At 35.4% G+C, this 13,697-nt stretch carries 16 protein-coding genes; all 16 read left to right on the top strand.

Annotated elements, in window-relative coordinates; all coding sequences use genetic code 11:
- Nucleotides 1–379 precede the first annotated feature (379 nt).
- The 16 genes from F0460_RS10905 (at nt 380) to F0460_RS10830 (ending at nt 13,697) form a co-directional block, all read left to right on the top strand.
- On the top strand, nt 380–1,603 hold the full coding sequence (locus tag F0460_RS10905) for a beta-ketoacyl-[acyl-carrier-protein] synthase family protein (RefSeq protein WP_150013128.1): 1,224 nt from the start codon (nt 380–382) through the stop codon (nt 1,601–1,603).
- Nucleotides 1,604–1,611: 8 nt separating this feature from the next.
- The gene (locus tag F0460_RS10900) at nt 1,612–1,866 is read left to right on the top strand and encodes an acyl carrier protein (protein ID WP_150013126.1); all 255 of its coding nucleotides are present in this window, start codon (nt 1,612–1,614) and stop codon (nt 1,864–1,866) included.
- 2 nt (nt 1,867–1,868) lie between these two features.
- A complete protein-coding gene (locus F0460_RS10895) occupies nt 1,869–2,747 on the top strand; it encodes an LpxL/LpxP family acyltransferase (RefSeq protein ID WP_150013124.1) in 879 nt (292 codons plus the stop codon).
- Nucleotides 2,748–2,846: 99 nt separating this feature from the next.
- A complete protein-coding gene (locus F0460_RS10890) occupies nt 2,847–3,776 on the top strand; it encodes a dialkylrecorsinol condensing enzyme DarA (protein ID WP_150013122.1) in 930 nt (309 codons plus the stop codon).
- The gene (locus tag F0460_RS10885) at nt 3,751–4,887 is read left to right on the top strand and encodes a beta-ketoacyl-ACP synthase III (protein WP_150013120.1); all 1,137 of its coding nucleotides are present in this window, start codon (nt 3,751–3,753) and stop codon (nt 4,885–4,887) included. Before F0460_RS10890 ends, F0460_RS10885 begins: the two co-directional genes overlap by 26 nt.
- Before the next feature lies 1 nt (nt 4,888).
- Nucleotides 4,889–5,323, top strand: coding sequence for an ApeP family dehydratase (locus tag F0460_RS10880; RefSeq protein ID WP_150013118.1), 435 nt, complete (start codon nt 4,889–4,891; stop codon nt 5,321–5,323).
- A complete protein-coding gene (locus F0460_RS10875) occupies nt 5,320–5,784 on the top strand; it encodes an ABC transporter permease (RefSeq protein ID WP_223810803.1) in 465 nt (154 codons plus the stop codon). Before F0460_RS10880 ends, F0460_RS10875 begins: the two co-directional genes overlap by 4 nt.
- A gap of 1 nt (nt 5,785) precedes the next feature.
- Nucleotides 5,786–6,187 (top strand): hypothetical protein, encoded by a 402-nt coding sequence (locus F0460_RS10870; RefSeq protein ID WP_150013116.1) that lies wholly within the window; start codon nt 5,786–5,788, stop codon nt 6,185–6,187.
- On the top strand, nt 6,188–7,183 hold the full coding sequence (locus F0460_RS10865; protein ID WP_150013114.1) for a BtrH N-terminal domain-containing protein: 996 nt from the start codon (nt 6,188–6,190) through the stop codon (nt 7,181–7,183).
- A 1-nt stretch (nt 7,184) separates the two neighbouring features.
- A complete protein-coding gene (locus tag F0460_RS10860; protein WP_150013112.1) occupies nt 7,185–7,934 on the top strand; it encodes an ABC transporter ATP-binding protein in 750 nt (249 codons plus the stop codon).
- 249 nt (nt 7,935–8,183) lie between these two features.
- Nucleotides 8,184–8,963, top strand: a complete 780-nt coding sequence (locus tag F0460_RS10855) for a dialkylrecorsinol condensing enzyme DarA (protein WP_223810802.1) — start codon at nt 8,184–8,186, stop codon at nt 8,961–8,963.
- 13 nt (nt 8,964–8,976) lie between these two features.
- The gene (locus tag F0460_RS10850; RefSeq protein ID WP_150013108.1) at nt 8,977–10,116 is read left to right on the top strand and encodes a beta-ketoacyl-ACP synthase III; all 1,140 of its coding nucleotides are present in this window, start codon (nt 8,977–8,979) and stop codon (nt 10,114–10,116) included.
- A gap of 175 nt (nt 10,117–10,291) precedes the next feature.
- Complete coding sequence (locus tag F0460_RS10845; protein WP_150013106.1) at nt 10,292–11,569, top strand: ABC transporter permease; 1,278 nt, start codon at nt 10,292–10,294, stop codon at nt 11,567–11,569.
- The gene (locus F0460_RS10840; protein ID WP_150013104.1) at nt 11,544–11,990 is read left to right on the top strand and encodes an acyl-CoA thioesterase; all 447 of its coding nucleotides are present in this window, start codon (nt 11,544–11,546) and stop codon (nt 11,988–11,990) included. Before F0460_RS10845 ends, F0460_RS10840 begins: the two co-directional genes overlap by 26 nt.
- A complete protein-coding gene (locus F0460_RS10835) occupies nt 11,990–13,120 on the top strand; it encodes a beta-ketoacyl synthase N-terminal-like domain-containing protein (RefSeq protein WP_190304138.1) in 1,131 nt (376 codons plus the stop codon). The genes F0460_RS10840 and F0460_RS10835 overlap by 1 nt, the downstream gene beginning before the upstream one ends.
- A complete protein-coding gene (locus tag F0460_RS10830; RefSeq protein WP_150013102.1) occupies nt 13,107–13,697 on the top strand; it encodes a 3-oxoacyl-ACP synthase in 591 nt (196 codons plus the stop codon). Before F0460_RS10835 ends, F0460_RS10830 begins: the two co-directional genes overlap by 14 nt.

Below are 13,697 nucleotides of genomic sequence, written 5' to 3'. Positions count from 1 at the left end.
AAATGTAGAAATGTATAATGTAATATGATCAATAAATTAGTTGTTCAGAAATGAAAAAATTGTTTTCAATAAAAAACATATTAATCGGAATTGGACTAATCATTTTTGATTTAGCTATATATATTTTTCTTGGGTTGGTTTTATTGAATTATGAAGATTTTTATGATGAAAGTAAAGGCACATATTTCAGTTTGGAAAGTATGACCTTTTGGCAAAAGATAAGTTATATTAGTTTGAATTTATGGTATTTAATTAACATAATTTTCATCTGTTTTCTGATATATAAAGTATCTATAAAAGTGTTTTCATTAAAAAATTTCAAACGCTAATTCTCAATTGTACAAAAATACAATCTACAATATACGGAATACAAAAAATTATGAATAACAGAGTGGTGATAACCGGTATGGGAATTTATTCGTGCATCGGTACCAATTTACAAGAAGTTAAACAATCGTTATACGAAGGAAAATCAGGTATTGTGTTCGATGAAGAACGCAAAGAATACGGTTTTCGTTCGTCATTAACAGGGAAAGTTCCAACTCCCGATTTAAAACCATTTTTAAGTCGCAGGCAGCGTATAACCATTGGCGAAGAAACCGAATACGCGTATGTGGCAACCATGGAGGCTTTACAAAACGCAGGTATTTCTTTAGACGATTTCAACAAGCGCGAAATTGGTCTTATTTACGGAAACGACAGTGTTTCTAAAGCTATTATTGAGGCTACCGATATTGTTCGTGAAAAAAAAGACACCGCTTTAATAGGATCCGGAGCTATTTTTAAGTCGATGAATTCTACGGTAACCATGAATTTATCAACCATTTTTAACATCACCGGAATCAACATGACCATCAGTGCAGCTTGTGCAAGTGGATCGCATGCGATTGGTTTGGGATATATGATGATTAAAAACGGTTTGCAGGATTTGGTTATTTGCGGTGGTGCACAAGAAATCAACAAATACGGAATGGCAAGTTTCGATGGTTTAGGTGTTTTTTCGCCTCGTGAAAACGAACCTGCAAAAGCATGCCGCCCATTCGATGCTGCTCGCGATGGCTTGGTTCCAAGCGGCGGCGGTGCTACAATCATTATTGAAAGTTTAGATAGTGCTTTGGCTCGTGGTGCAAACATTATTGCAGAAATTGTCGGCTACGGATTTTCATCAAACGGCGGACATATTTCAACGCCGAATGTTGATGGACCTGCAACAGCTATGCGAAAAGCCTTGCAACAGGCAGGTTTAAATGCAGCCGATGTTCAGTACATCAACGCACATGCAACATCAACTCCGGTTGGCGATGCAAACGAAGCACAGGCTATAGATGAAGTTTTTGGAGCAACAAAACCATATGTTTCAAGCACCAAATCAATGACAGGTCATGAATGTTGGATGGCAGGTGCAAGCGAGATTATTTATTCTACAATTATGATGAATGAAGGATTTATCGCACCAAATATAAACTATGAAACACCCGATGAACATTCAGAAAAGCTGAATATTGCTACCAAAACAATTAATAAAGATTTTGACGTATATTTGTCGAATTCTTTCGGGTTCGGAGGAACAAATTCTGCGGTAATCGTAAAAAAATATAAATAAACACACAAATGAAGATTGAGGAAATCATCGATAAAGTAAACGAGATTTTAGTTGAAGAATTCGAAGTTGATGCAGAGGTAATCGAAGCAGATAAAAATTTAAAGCAAACTTTAGATTTAGACAGCTTGGATTATGTGGATTTGGTTGTAATAATCGAATCAAATTTTGGCGTGAAATTAGTCGAAGCTGATTTTATGGGCATGGTAACTTTTCAAGATTTCTACAACATCATCAACAATAAAATAGCTGCTAAAAACGCTTAAAAATGACCCAATGGAGCGGAAAATCTAAAGGAACAATTTTAGGTTACAAAATATTTGTTTATTGCATAAAAAAGCTGGGAATACGTGCTGCTTACAGCGTTTTGGTATTCGTGGCTTTTTATTATTTTGTGGCCTACCCTACTTCTTTTAAGGCTATGTTTTCGTATTTCCGCAACCGTCAGCAGTTTTCGTTTTTTAAAGCCGTTTTTGCCGTTTACAAAAGCTATTTTACCTTTGGTCAGGTTTTAATCGATAAAATAGCTATTTCGGCAGGTCTACGCAGTAAATTTACTTTTGATTTCGATGGAATTGATATTTTAAAACAACTGTTAAGCGAAGGCAAAGGCGGCATTTTAATCAGCGCACATATTGGTAATTTTGAAATTGCCGAAAAGTTTTTTGCCGATATTGATTTTAACTGTCAGATCCATATTGTAACCGTAGATCAGGAACATTCGGTAATCAAGCAGTATTTAGAAAGCATCACAGACGAAAAACCAAACGTGCAGTTTATCTATGTAAAAGAAGATATGTCACATATTTTTGAAATCAACGATGCACTTTCTAAAAATCATTTGATTTGTTTTACGGGCGATCGATATTTCGAGTATTCTAAAACAATGCAGGCAGAATTATTGGGGAAAGAAGCACATTTTCCTGCAGGAACTTTTATGCTGGCATCGCGCCTAAAAACACCGGTTGCTTACGTGTATGTTATGAAAGAACCTAATTTGCATTACCATTTATACACCCGCAGAGCACTCGAATTTAAGCATCGCGATGCACAGTCAGTATTAAATAGTTATACCGATAGTGTTTCACAGATGTTGAAAAAGTATCCGTATCAGTGGTTTAATTATTTCGATTTTTGGAAGGATTAAAAAGTACTTGGAAGTAAGCATACAGTTTGTCATTCCGAAGGAATCTTTTTTATCATTTATGATTATACTGAATGACAAGATCATCAAAACAAACCACCTATGAAAAATGTTTTAGTTATTTATTATTCGCAATCGGGTCAGTTAAAAGAAATTGCCGATAAAATAAGTCTTCCGTTTGTTGAAGATGCCAATGTGAATGTAACTTATTACAACATTCAAACTAAAAAAAGCTTTCCTTTTCCGTGGGATAACGATTCGTTTTTCGATGTTTTTCCCGAAACGTTCAAACAGGTTCCTACAGAAATCATTCCGCCGAGCAACGAAATCCTTCAAACAAAATTCGATTTGGTTTTACTGCATTTTCAGGTTTGGTATCTTTCGCCATCAATTCCAATAAATTCGTTCTTAAAAAGCGAATATGCCAAAATTATTTTAAACAATGTTCCGGTAATTACCATTAGCGGAAGCCGCAATATGTGGGCATTTGCTCAAGAAAAAGTAAAAGTATTGTTGAAAGATGTTAATGCACATTTGGTTGGAAACATAGCACTGACCGACAGAAATATTAACCTGATAAGCGTAATTACGGTTGTTGATTGGATGTTCAGCGGAGTTAAAAGAAAAACCTACGGATTTTTACCTTTACCCGGTGTATCAGCCCAAGAAATCAACGAATCGGTAAAATTTGGAAAAACTATTTTACCTTTCCTACAAAAAAATAATTATACCGGACTGCAAAAGCAATTGTTGGCAAAAAGCGCTGTAGAATTTCGTTGGTTTCTACTATCAATGGATAAAAAAGCCAACAAAATGTTTACAATATGGTCAACTTTAATTCTAAAAAATCCGGCAAAACGCAAAACGCTTTTAAAAGTTTTTAAAGGTTATTTATTTGCCGCCATTTGGGTATTATCGCCAATTGTTCATTTAATTGAATTAATTTTGTTTCCAATTACTTATTTTAGCATTCAGAAAAAGAAAAAGTATTTCCAAGGAATATCGTATGTCAGCAAAAGTTTATATCAATAAAATAGAAAAATTTCTACCCAATAATCCTGTTTCAAACGATGAAATGGAGCATATTTTGGGTGAAATAAACAATAAACCTTCAAAATCACGCAGATTAATTTTACGTAATAACGGTATTCAAACCCGTTATTATGCGTTAGATAACCAACAAAACGTCACGCACAACAATGCACAATTAACTGCTTTAGCCATAAAAAAACTGGTTGCCGATGATTTTTCCTTGAACGATATTGATATTCTATCTTGTGGAACTTCTACTCCCGATGTATTGTTACCGTCGCACGCTGCAATGGTTCACGGTTTACTTAAAAATAAATCGGTAGAGCTTAATTCATCGTCAGGCGTATGTTGTTCGGGAATGAACGCTTTAAAATACGGTTATTTGGCTATTAAGGCAGAAAACGCAAATAATGCCGTTTGTACAGGATCTGAACGTGTTTCAACCTGGATGATGGCTAATAAATTCGAAGCCGAAATTGCCAATTTAGAAGCGTTGGAAGAACAACCAATTTTAGCTTTTAAGAAAGATTTTTTACGTTGGATGCTTTCAGACGGTGCCGGAGCGATTTTGTTAGAAAATGAACCGAAAGGATCATTACCGCTTGAAATTCTGTGGATGGAAAACTATTCGTATGCACATGAATTGGAAACCTGTATGTATGCCGGTGGCGAGAAACAGGCAGATGGATCTGTTAAAGCATGGAGCGAATTTAGCACAGACGAATGGAAAAAAGAATCGGTTTTTTCATTAAAGCAGGATGTGAAGATTTTAGATGAATTCATTCTTAAAAAAGGTGTGGAAAGTATGGGTGATGCCATGCAGAAACACAACATAAAACCAAGCGATATTACTTATTTTCTACCGCATATTTCATCGGTTTTCTTTAGAGATAAACTGTATGAATGTTTTAAAAATGCCGGTTTGGAAATTCCAAAAGATAAATGGTTCATAAACCTGCCAAAAGTAGGAAATGTGGGTTCGGCATCGATCTATTTAATGTTAGAAGAGCTGTATCATTCCAACAAATTAAAAAGTGGCGACACCATTATGTTGTCGGTTCCAGAAAGTGGTCGATTTTCTTATGCATACGCATTTTTAAAAGTTGTTTAGCATGAATATATCGTTCCCTATAACATCGGCAGAAATCCTTTTAAAATGCATTCCTCAACGCAATCCTATTGTTATGGTTGATACGCTACATGCTTTTAATGACAATGAAGTTTCGGCAGGATTATCTATTGATACTACCGGATTATTTATAAAAAACAATGCACTGCAAGAACCCGGTTTAATAGAACACATGGCGCAAACAGTGGCGTTACATACCGGTTTTGGGTTTTACGTAAAAAACCAGCAGGCACCAATGGGGTACATTGGCAGTATTGCAAACCTTAAAATTAACCGCTTGCCAATTGCAGGCGAAAAAATACATACCACCGCAACAATTCTGCAGGAATTTGCGGGTATTACGCTGGTTGATATTATTTGCCAGATCAACAACGAAACAATTGCAACCGCACAAATGAAAACAGTAATTGCCAAATGATGAATTCTGAAAAAGCATATATCGATATTAAAAATTATCTGCCACATTTACAGCCAATGTTGATGGTTGATGCTATTGAACATATATGTTTAGAACGAGTTTTAACGCATTTTGAAATAAAAACCGACTGTATTTTTATTGAAGACAATTGTTTGTCTGCTTCGGGATTGATCGAAAACGCAGCGCAAACCTGTTCATCAATTTCAGGGCAGCATTATTTTGATAAAGAACCATCGGCAGAATCTCAAGGTAATCCGGGTATTTTAGGTTTTATAAGTTCCATCAAAAAAATTACCATTCATAAATTACCCGAAATAGGAACAAAAATTCAAACGGAAGCTATTTTGATTTCACAGGTTCAGATGCCCGAATATTCTATTTGCACGTTAAAAGTTACTGCATATCATTTAGATACGTTATTTTTGGAAGGCGAAATGAATTTATTCTTACAAAAAAATTAAGATGAAGAAGAACGAAGTACCACAAGACGATAGTCCTTTAAAAAGGAAAAACATTAACGAAATGGTTTATGCGGTTGATGATGACGGAAAATTTGTAAGCGTTCAAAGTACTGGCTGGGAAGCAAAAACAGTTGTTCAGCACGAAAATTTAGAAGTATTGGATCAACGTATTCAGCAGGCTTTAAACGATGTAAAAGCAGGCAATGTAAGCCCTATTGTTTATTTTATGGAATTAAACCGTATGGACTGGCAAACGCTGGCGGCTTATGTGGGTAAATGGACATTCTTTGTAAAACGTCATGGAAAACCAAACGTTTTTAAAAACCTAAACACAAAAACACTTCAAAAATATGCCGATGTTTTCGGTATTTCTTTAAACGATTTACAAAATTTAAAAGGATAAATGCAGGCGGATTTTCAACACAAACAAGCAGCACATTGTGAAAACGGTGCTATTGTAAATTTATTGGGCGACAAAGGCTTTAAAATATCAGAACCTATGGCGTTTGGCTTGGGCTCTGGTTTGTTTTTTGTTTACTTGCCGTTTCTTAAAATAAATCACGCGCCGGGAATTTCGTACAGACCCATGCCAGGTAAAATATTTAACCGTATGGCAAAGCGTTTGGGGATAAAAGTACAACGTTTCAAATTTTCTGATCCTAAAAAAGCACAGCAAAAGTTAGATGAAAATCTTTCTAAAAATATTCCTACGGGTTTGGTAGTAGGTGTTTACAATTTACCTTATTTTCCAGACGAATACCGCTTTCACTTCAATGCACACAACATTGTGGTTTTTGGTAAAAAAAATGGTAACTATTTAATTAGCGATTCGGTTATGGATTATACCGTTTCACTAAACGAAGACGAATTAGAAAAAGTGCGTTACGCTAAAGGAGCATTGGCTCCGAAAGGACATTTGTACTACCCTGTTTCTGTTCCCGATGCCATGGATTTGACAAATCCTATTAAAAAAGCCATAAAACAAACGTGTAATGATATGTTAGCGCCCGTACCACTTGTAGGTGTAAAAGCTATACGATGGGTAGCAAAAGACATTTTAAAATGGCATAAAAAGCTGGGTGTTGCAAAAACAAATTACAATTTGGCTAATATGATCCGTATGCAAGAAGAAATTGGCACAGGCGGTGGCGGTTTTCGCTTTATTTACGCTGCTTTTTTGCAGGAAGCGGGTGAATATTTAAAAAATCAGGAATTGTTGAATCTTTCGCAAGAAATGGCTTTAATTGGCGATAAATGGCGTGATTTTGCGTTAGAAGCATCGCGCGTGGTAAAAAAACGCAGTAATACCGAAAATGTGTATCAAGTACTTTCTAACGATTTAATGAAACTGGCAGATATGGAAGAAGCCTTTTTTAAGAAATTGAAAAAAGCCGTGTAAAATGCAGTCAATCATCAAGATACAAAATATATCGAAACAATATAAAGGTGCCGATTTTCAATCGCTAAACAATGTGGTTTTAAACATTCCACAACAGTCAGTTTTTGGATTATTAGGACCAAACGGAGCCGGAAAAACGACTTTGATTTCTATTTTGTGCGGAATCATTCAGCCAACTTTAGGCAGTTATGAAATCAACGGTATATCAAACAAAAACAGCACATCTATAAAAAATATTATTGGTGTGGTTCCGCAAGAATATGCCTTGTACCCTACCCTTACAGCCTATGAAAATCTGATGTATTTTGGAAGTTTGTACAATGTGTCAAAAGCAGATTTAAAAGCAAAAATCCCCGAATTTCTAATTCATTTAGGATTGGAAAGCTTCATGCACAAGAAAATACAAACGTTTTCTGGCGGAATGAAACGCAGGGTAAATTTAATTGCCGGTATTTTACACAATCCAAAAGTGTTGTTTTTAGACGAACCTACGGTTGGTGTTGATGTTCAGTCACGCGCAACGATAATCGATTATTTAAAACTGCTGAATCAGCAAGGAACAACCATTGTTTATACATCGCATTTAATGGCAGAAGCACAAGATTTCTGTACCGATATTGCCATTATAGATCAAGGCAGCGTTTTTGTTCAGGGAACACCAAAAGAACTCATTGAAAGCGTTCCAAATGCGCACAGTTTAGAAGAAGTTTTTATTGAATTAACCGGTAAAAAATTGCGTGATGTGGTTTAAATAGTTAAACTCGCGTCGTATTTTACATTATTGTTTTCCGAATAAAGATTAACAGAATTGAAGAGCCAAAAGCGACTGTTTTTTCCAAAAAAAATCTATTTTTGTATAAAGTGATCCCGATTTATGCCGAAGAAAATATTAGTGCTATATTACAGTCAAACAGGACAGTTAAAGGACATCGTAAACAATATCGCAAAACCTTTTGAACAATTAAAGGATTCATATACCGTTACGTATTACGAAATTAAAATGGAAAAAGATTTTGCTTTTCCATGGAAAAGTGAAGTTTTTTACGATACTTTTCCGGAAACGTATAGGCAAATTCCAAGAGCCATTTTACCACCTCCTGAAGAAGTGCTTAATCAAAAATTTGATCTAATATTATTTGGCTACCAAGTTTGGTTTTTAACTCCGTCTATACCCATTATTTCTTTTCTTAAAAGTGCGTATGCTGCGCAAATAATGTGTGATACACCCGTTATAACAATTTCTGCTACCAGAAATATGTGGATGCTTTCTCAAGAAAAACTTAAAATTCATTTACAGCGTTTGCAAGCAAAACTTGTGGGTAATATAGCTTTGGTTGATCGTCATGACAATTACACAAGCGTAATAACCATATTAAATTGGATGCAAACCGGCAATAAAGAACAGAAAAAACCATTTCCAAAAGCAGGTGTTTCTGATGCAGAAATTGCAAGCGCAGATAAATATGGAACGATTATTGAAAAGTACGTTTCGCAAGATAATTATAATGGGTTGCAAAATGAACTTGTTAAGAACGGAGCAGTAGAAATACGACCGTTCCTTATAAAAGTTGAAACCGTAGGTAATAAGCTTTTCACCGTATTTTCAGGAATTATTCTTAAAAAACCTGAAAAAAGAAAATTTTGGGTAGGCGTTTACAAATTTTACCTAATGGCTGCAATATGGGTAATTTCGCCCATTGTTTTGATTATCTACAATATAACAACTCCCATTTTTTGGTGGAAGAGAAAAAAACAAATTCAATATTATCAAGGACTATAAAAAGAAAATTATAATGAGTAACGTTTATATCACAAAAGCATCAACCTATTTACCCAACGAGCCTGTTTCAAATGATGAAATGGAACAATATTTAGGTTTAGTGAATAATAAAACATCTAAGGCAAGACCTCTGATTTTAAGGAATAATGGCATAAAAACAAGATATTATGCATTAGATAAAAACCAAAATCCTACGCATACCAATGCAGAAATCACCGCTTTAGCAGTTGAAGGTCTTTTCGACGAAAACTTTAAAAAAGAAGATATGGAGTTACTTTCTTGCGGAACCACTTCTGCAGATCAAATTCAGCCTTCGCACGCGTCTATGGTTCATGGCGTTTTAAAACCGGGGAAATCTATTGGTATCAACACTTCTATGGGGCTTTGCAATGCAGGTATGAATGCCTTAAACTATGGTTTTTTGTCGGTAAAAGCAGGTGCAACAGAAAATGCAATCTGTGTGGGTTCCGAGCGTTTTTCGTCTTGGATGACCGCTGATAAATTTAACCATGAAGTTGAAAATTTAAAATTATTAGAAGAAAAACCAATTGTAGCTTTCAAAAGAGAATTTTTAAGATGGATGCTATCCGATGGTGCGGGTGCATTTCTATTGGAAAATAAGCCGAGAGAAGGAAGCCTGAATTTAAAAATTGAATGGATCGATTTTCATTCATTTGCCCACGAAATCGAAGCATGCATGTATTCTGGTTGCGAAAAACAAGAAGACGGAAGCCTAAAATCTTGGGCAGATTATCCTTCAGCTGAATGGTTGAAACAATCTTTATTCGCATTAAAACAAGATACCCGTTTGTTGGATGAATTTATTTTGAAAAAAGGTGCCGAGGCTTTAAGAGCTTCGTTTGATAAACACCAAATTCAACCAGAAGATATGGATTATGTTTTAGCACATATTTCTTCCAACTACTTTAAAGATGGGTTGAGAGAAGAATTTGCAAATGTTGGTTTAGATTTTCCTGTGGAAAAATGGTATTATAACTTATCAGAAGTTGGAAATATCGGCGCAGGATCAATCTTTATTGTAACCGAAGAATTAATGAATTCTGGTAAACTTAAAAAAGGTGAAAAAGTATTACTTTGCGTGCCAGAAAGTGGCAGATTTGCCTATTCATGCGCATTGTTAAACGTATGCTAATTTTAAACCTAGCAACAGTCTTAAGTATTTTAAGATAATTCTAATCTAATATTTAAAATTAAAATCCTTTGGTCATTTACCAATGGATTTTGGTATTTTTACGCATTATTTCAAGTTTTAATGAAAAAGATGAACCATAATTTAATTGATACATTAACCGGTAAAAAATTGCGCGATGTGGTTTAAATTGTGGCAGTGTATTGTAAAAGAATTTAAGTTGTTGCTTCGCGATATTGGCGGATTAATCACCTTATTCATCATGCCGGTAATTTTGGTGGTGGTGGTAACATCTATACAAGACAGCACGTATCAAAGCTTCAGCGCATCAAAAATCCCTGTTCTTTGGATCGATCACGATCAAGACAGTATTTCCCTGCACGTTAAAAAAGAACTGGAAGCTTCGCAAAGTTTTTCATTGATAACAACTGAAAATAATAAAGCGATAACGGAAGTAACCGCAAAAGAATTGGTTTTTAAAGGAAAGTACCAAATGGCAATTGTAATTCCTAAAAACCTAACAAGCGATTTAAACATAAAAGTTCGACAAAATGTAGACGGAATTTTAGACGAAATGGGTATGAATACTTCTACTTATGATCCTGTTGAAGTTGAGAAAAAAGAAATCCGACTGTATTTTGATCCGGCTACACAAGCAGCTTTTAAAAACGGAATCAAAAGTAATATCGATAAAATGGTGGCTCAGTTGGAATCTGATGCTATTTATAAAACCTTTGAAACACAATTGGGTGGTAGCAGCAGTACATCGTTCAACGATACGTTTATCAGCTTTAAAGAAATTGTTCCGCAAGAAAAAAATGCAGATGTTGTACCAAACTCGGTTCAACACAACGTACCGGCTTGGACACTTTTTGCTATTTTCTTTATCATGGTTCCGTTGTCGATCAACATTGTAAAAGAAAAAAATCAGGGAACGTATCTGCGTTTAATCAGCAGCCCCACATCAAACAGTATATTGTATTTAGGTAAAATAATTACGTATCTGGTTATTTGTCTGTTGCAATTTTACACCATTTTAATTATTGCAAAAGTTGTATTTCCATATATGAATTTGCCCGAGCTAAATCTTTCATTTAAGAAAATAGCTTTAATGTCTGCATTAACGTTAACCGCAGGTTTAGCGGCAATAGGTATGGCAATTTTGTTAGGAATTGTAAGTAAAACCCAAGAACAATCGGCACCTTTTGGCGCAACATTCGTAATTATTCTGGCAGCTGTCGGCGGTGTTTGGATTCCCGTATTCGCCATGTCGAAAGTTATGCAGATTGCATCAAAAGCATCTCCTATGAACTGGGCATTAAACGGCTATTATGATATTATATTACGAAATGGTTCGCTAATTGATATTATTCCTGAAATGATATTACTAACTTTGTTTTTTGTTGTTTTTACAACCTTTGCATTGCTATATGATAAAAAGAAAAGAACCGTTTAATCAGGGCAAAACCTTACAGCATACCGAACATTTTAAGGTAAAGTTTAACCAGACCGATGCATTGGGCATTGTTTGGCACGGCAACTATATCGATTATTTCGAAGACGGTCGCGAGGCTTTTGGTCGCCATTACGGAATTTCTTACAAGCATGTGCAAGATCACGGTTTTGCAACTCCGATTGTAAAAACACAAAGCGAACATAAAAAACCGTTGCGATATGCCGACGACGCCTATATTGTAACCACTTTTATAGATTCGCCTGCTGCAAAAATGATTTTTAGTTTCGAAATTTACAACGCACAGCACGAATTGGTTTGTGTAGGAGAAACAACGCAGGTTTTTACCGATTTCGGCGGAAATTTAATCATCACCGTCCCGGAGTTTTTTGAACAGTGGAAACAAAAAGTAGGTTTATTATAATGGCAGTTTTTATTCACGATACCAATATTATTAGTCCGCTGGGTTTTTCAACCGACGATAATTTCCAAAAGATACTTTCGGGAAAGTCAGCTATTGAACAAGTTTTTATCGATGATAAGATTGGATCTGTGTATGCTGGAAAAATTAATGAGGATTTGTTCAACAACCATTTTCAAACGATAAATGATGATTTTAAAGGATCGCGAATTGTAAAATTATTGATCGCTGCCCTTTCCCCTATTGTTGAAAAAAATCCGTTAAAAAACGATTCGGTTTTAATCCTTTCAACAACCAAAGGAAACATCGCCGCATTAGCAAATAATGATTTAAACGCCGCTTTTATTGATCAATTAGCGAAAAATATAAATAGTTATTTTGGTTTTAAGACTGAACCAATTGTGGTTTCAAACGCTTGTACATCGGGCGTTGTAGCATTATCTTTAGCCAAAAGATTCATAGAAATGGAACAATTTACCAATGCGTATGTTGTGGCTGTTGATGAATTAACGCCATTTGTAGTTTCGGGTTTTCAATCGTTTCAGGCAATGAGTAACGAACCTTGCAAACCTTATGATGCTGATAGATCCGGAGTAAATTTGGGCGAAGCAGCTGTTGCGGTGTTTGTATCGAACGAAAATCGAACGGAATCAATACAAATTTTAGGCGATGCCAATATCAACGACGCCAACCATATTTCAGGACCATCGCGCACAGGTGAAGGTTTGTTTTTAAGTATTGAAAAAGCTTTGAACGAAGCGCAAATAACATCAGACCAAATAGATTATATTTCGGCACACGGCACCGCTACCTTATTTAATGACGAAATGGAAGCTGTTGCCTTTAACCGATTAAACCTGCAAAATGTTCCAACCAATAGTTTAAAGGGTTATTTTGGTCATACATTAGGTGCATCGGGCTTGCTGGAAACCGTTATCACAATAGAAAGTTTAAAAAACAATGTGTTAATTCCTTCTTTTGGCTACCAACAGCAAGGAACAACGCAGCAAATCAACATCATTACCAAAAAAGGACAAAAAACGCTTAAAACGGCTTTAAAAACAGCTTCGGGTTTTGGCGGAAGCAATTCGGCAATGATTTTGGTTAAAAATGTAGATCATGTACGCAATTAGTAAATTCATAAATATCAGTCAAGATGTTGTCTGTGAAAACGACAAGCAGATCTTTCATAATCAGGAAGATACTTTTGCTGCGTTTATGAAAAACTTGTATAAAAGCTTGAACATATCGTACCCGAAATTTTATAAAATGGACGATTTGTGCAAACTGGCTTTTATCGCATCAGAACTACTTTTGCAGAACGAAACAGAGAAAGACATCGCTTTGCTTTTCAGCAACAACGAAGCCAGTTTAGATACCGATTTAAAGCATCAGCAAAGCATCCAAAATCCGAAAGATTATTACCCAAGTCCGGCAGTTTTTGTTTACACGCTGCCCAATATTACCATTGGTGAAGTAAGTATTCGTCATGAATTAAAAAGCGAAAGTGCGTTTTTTGTAGCAGAAAAGTATCAAACCGATTACCTGTACAAATACGCTGAATATCTGCTAAAAACCAATAAAGCGCAAAAGGTTTTGTGTGGTTGGATTCACTTTTTAAACGGAGATTACAAAGCTGATTTTTATCTGGTGGAAAAAATGGGTATTTTAGAGCATTCAAAAGAACAAATTAACGATATAACAAAATAA

The sequence above is a fragment of the Paenimyroides baculatum genome (genome assembly GCF_008629655.1).
In the GTDB taxonomy this organism is placed as follows: Bacteria; Bacteroidota; Bacteroidia; order Flavobacteriales; family Flavobacteriaceae; genus Flavobacterium; species Flavobacterium baculatum.
This window is presented reverse-complemented; position numbering and strand designations above follow the sequence as displayed.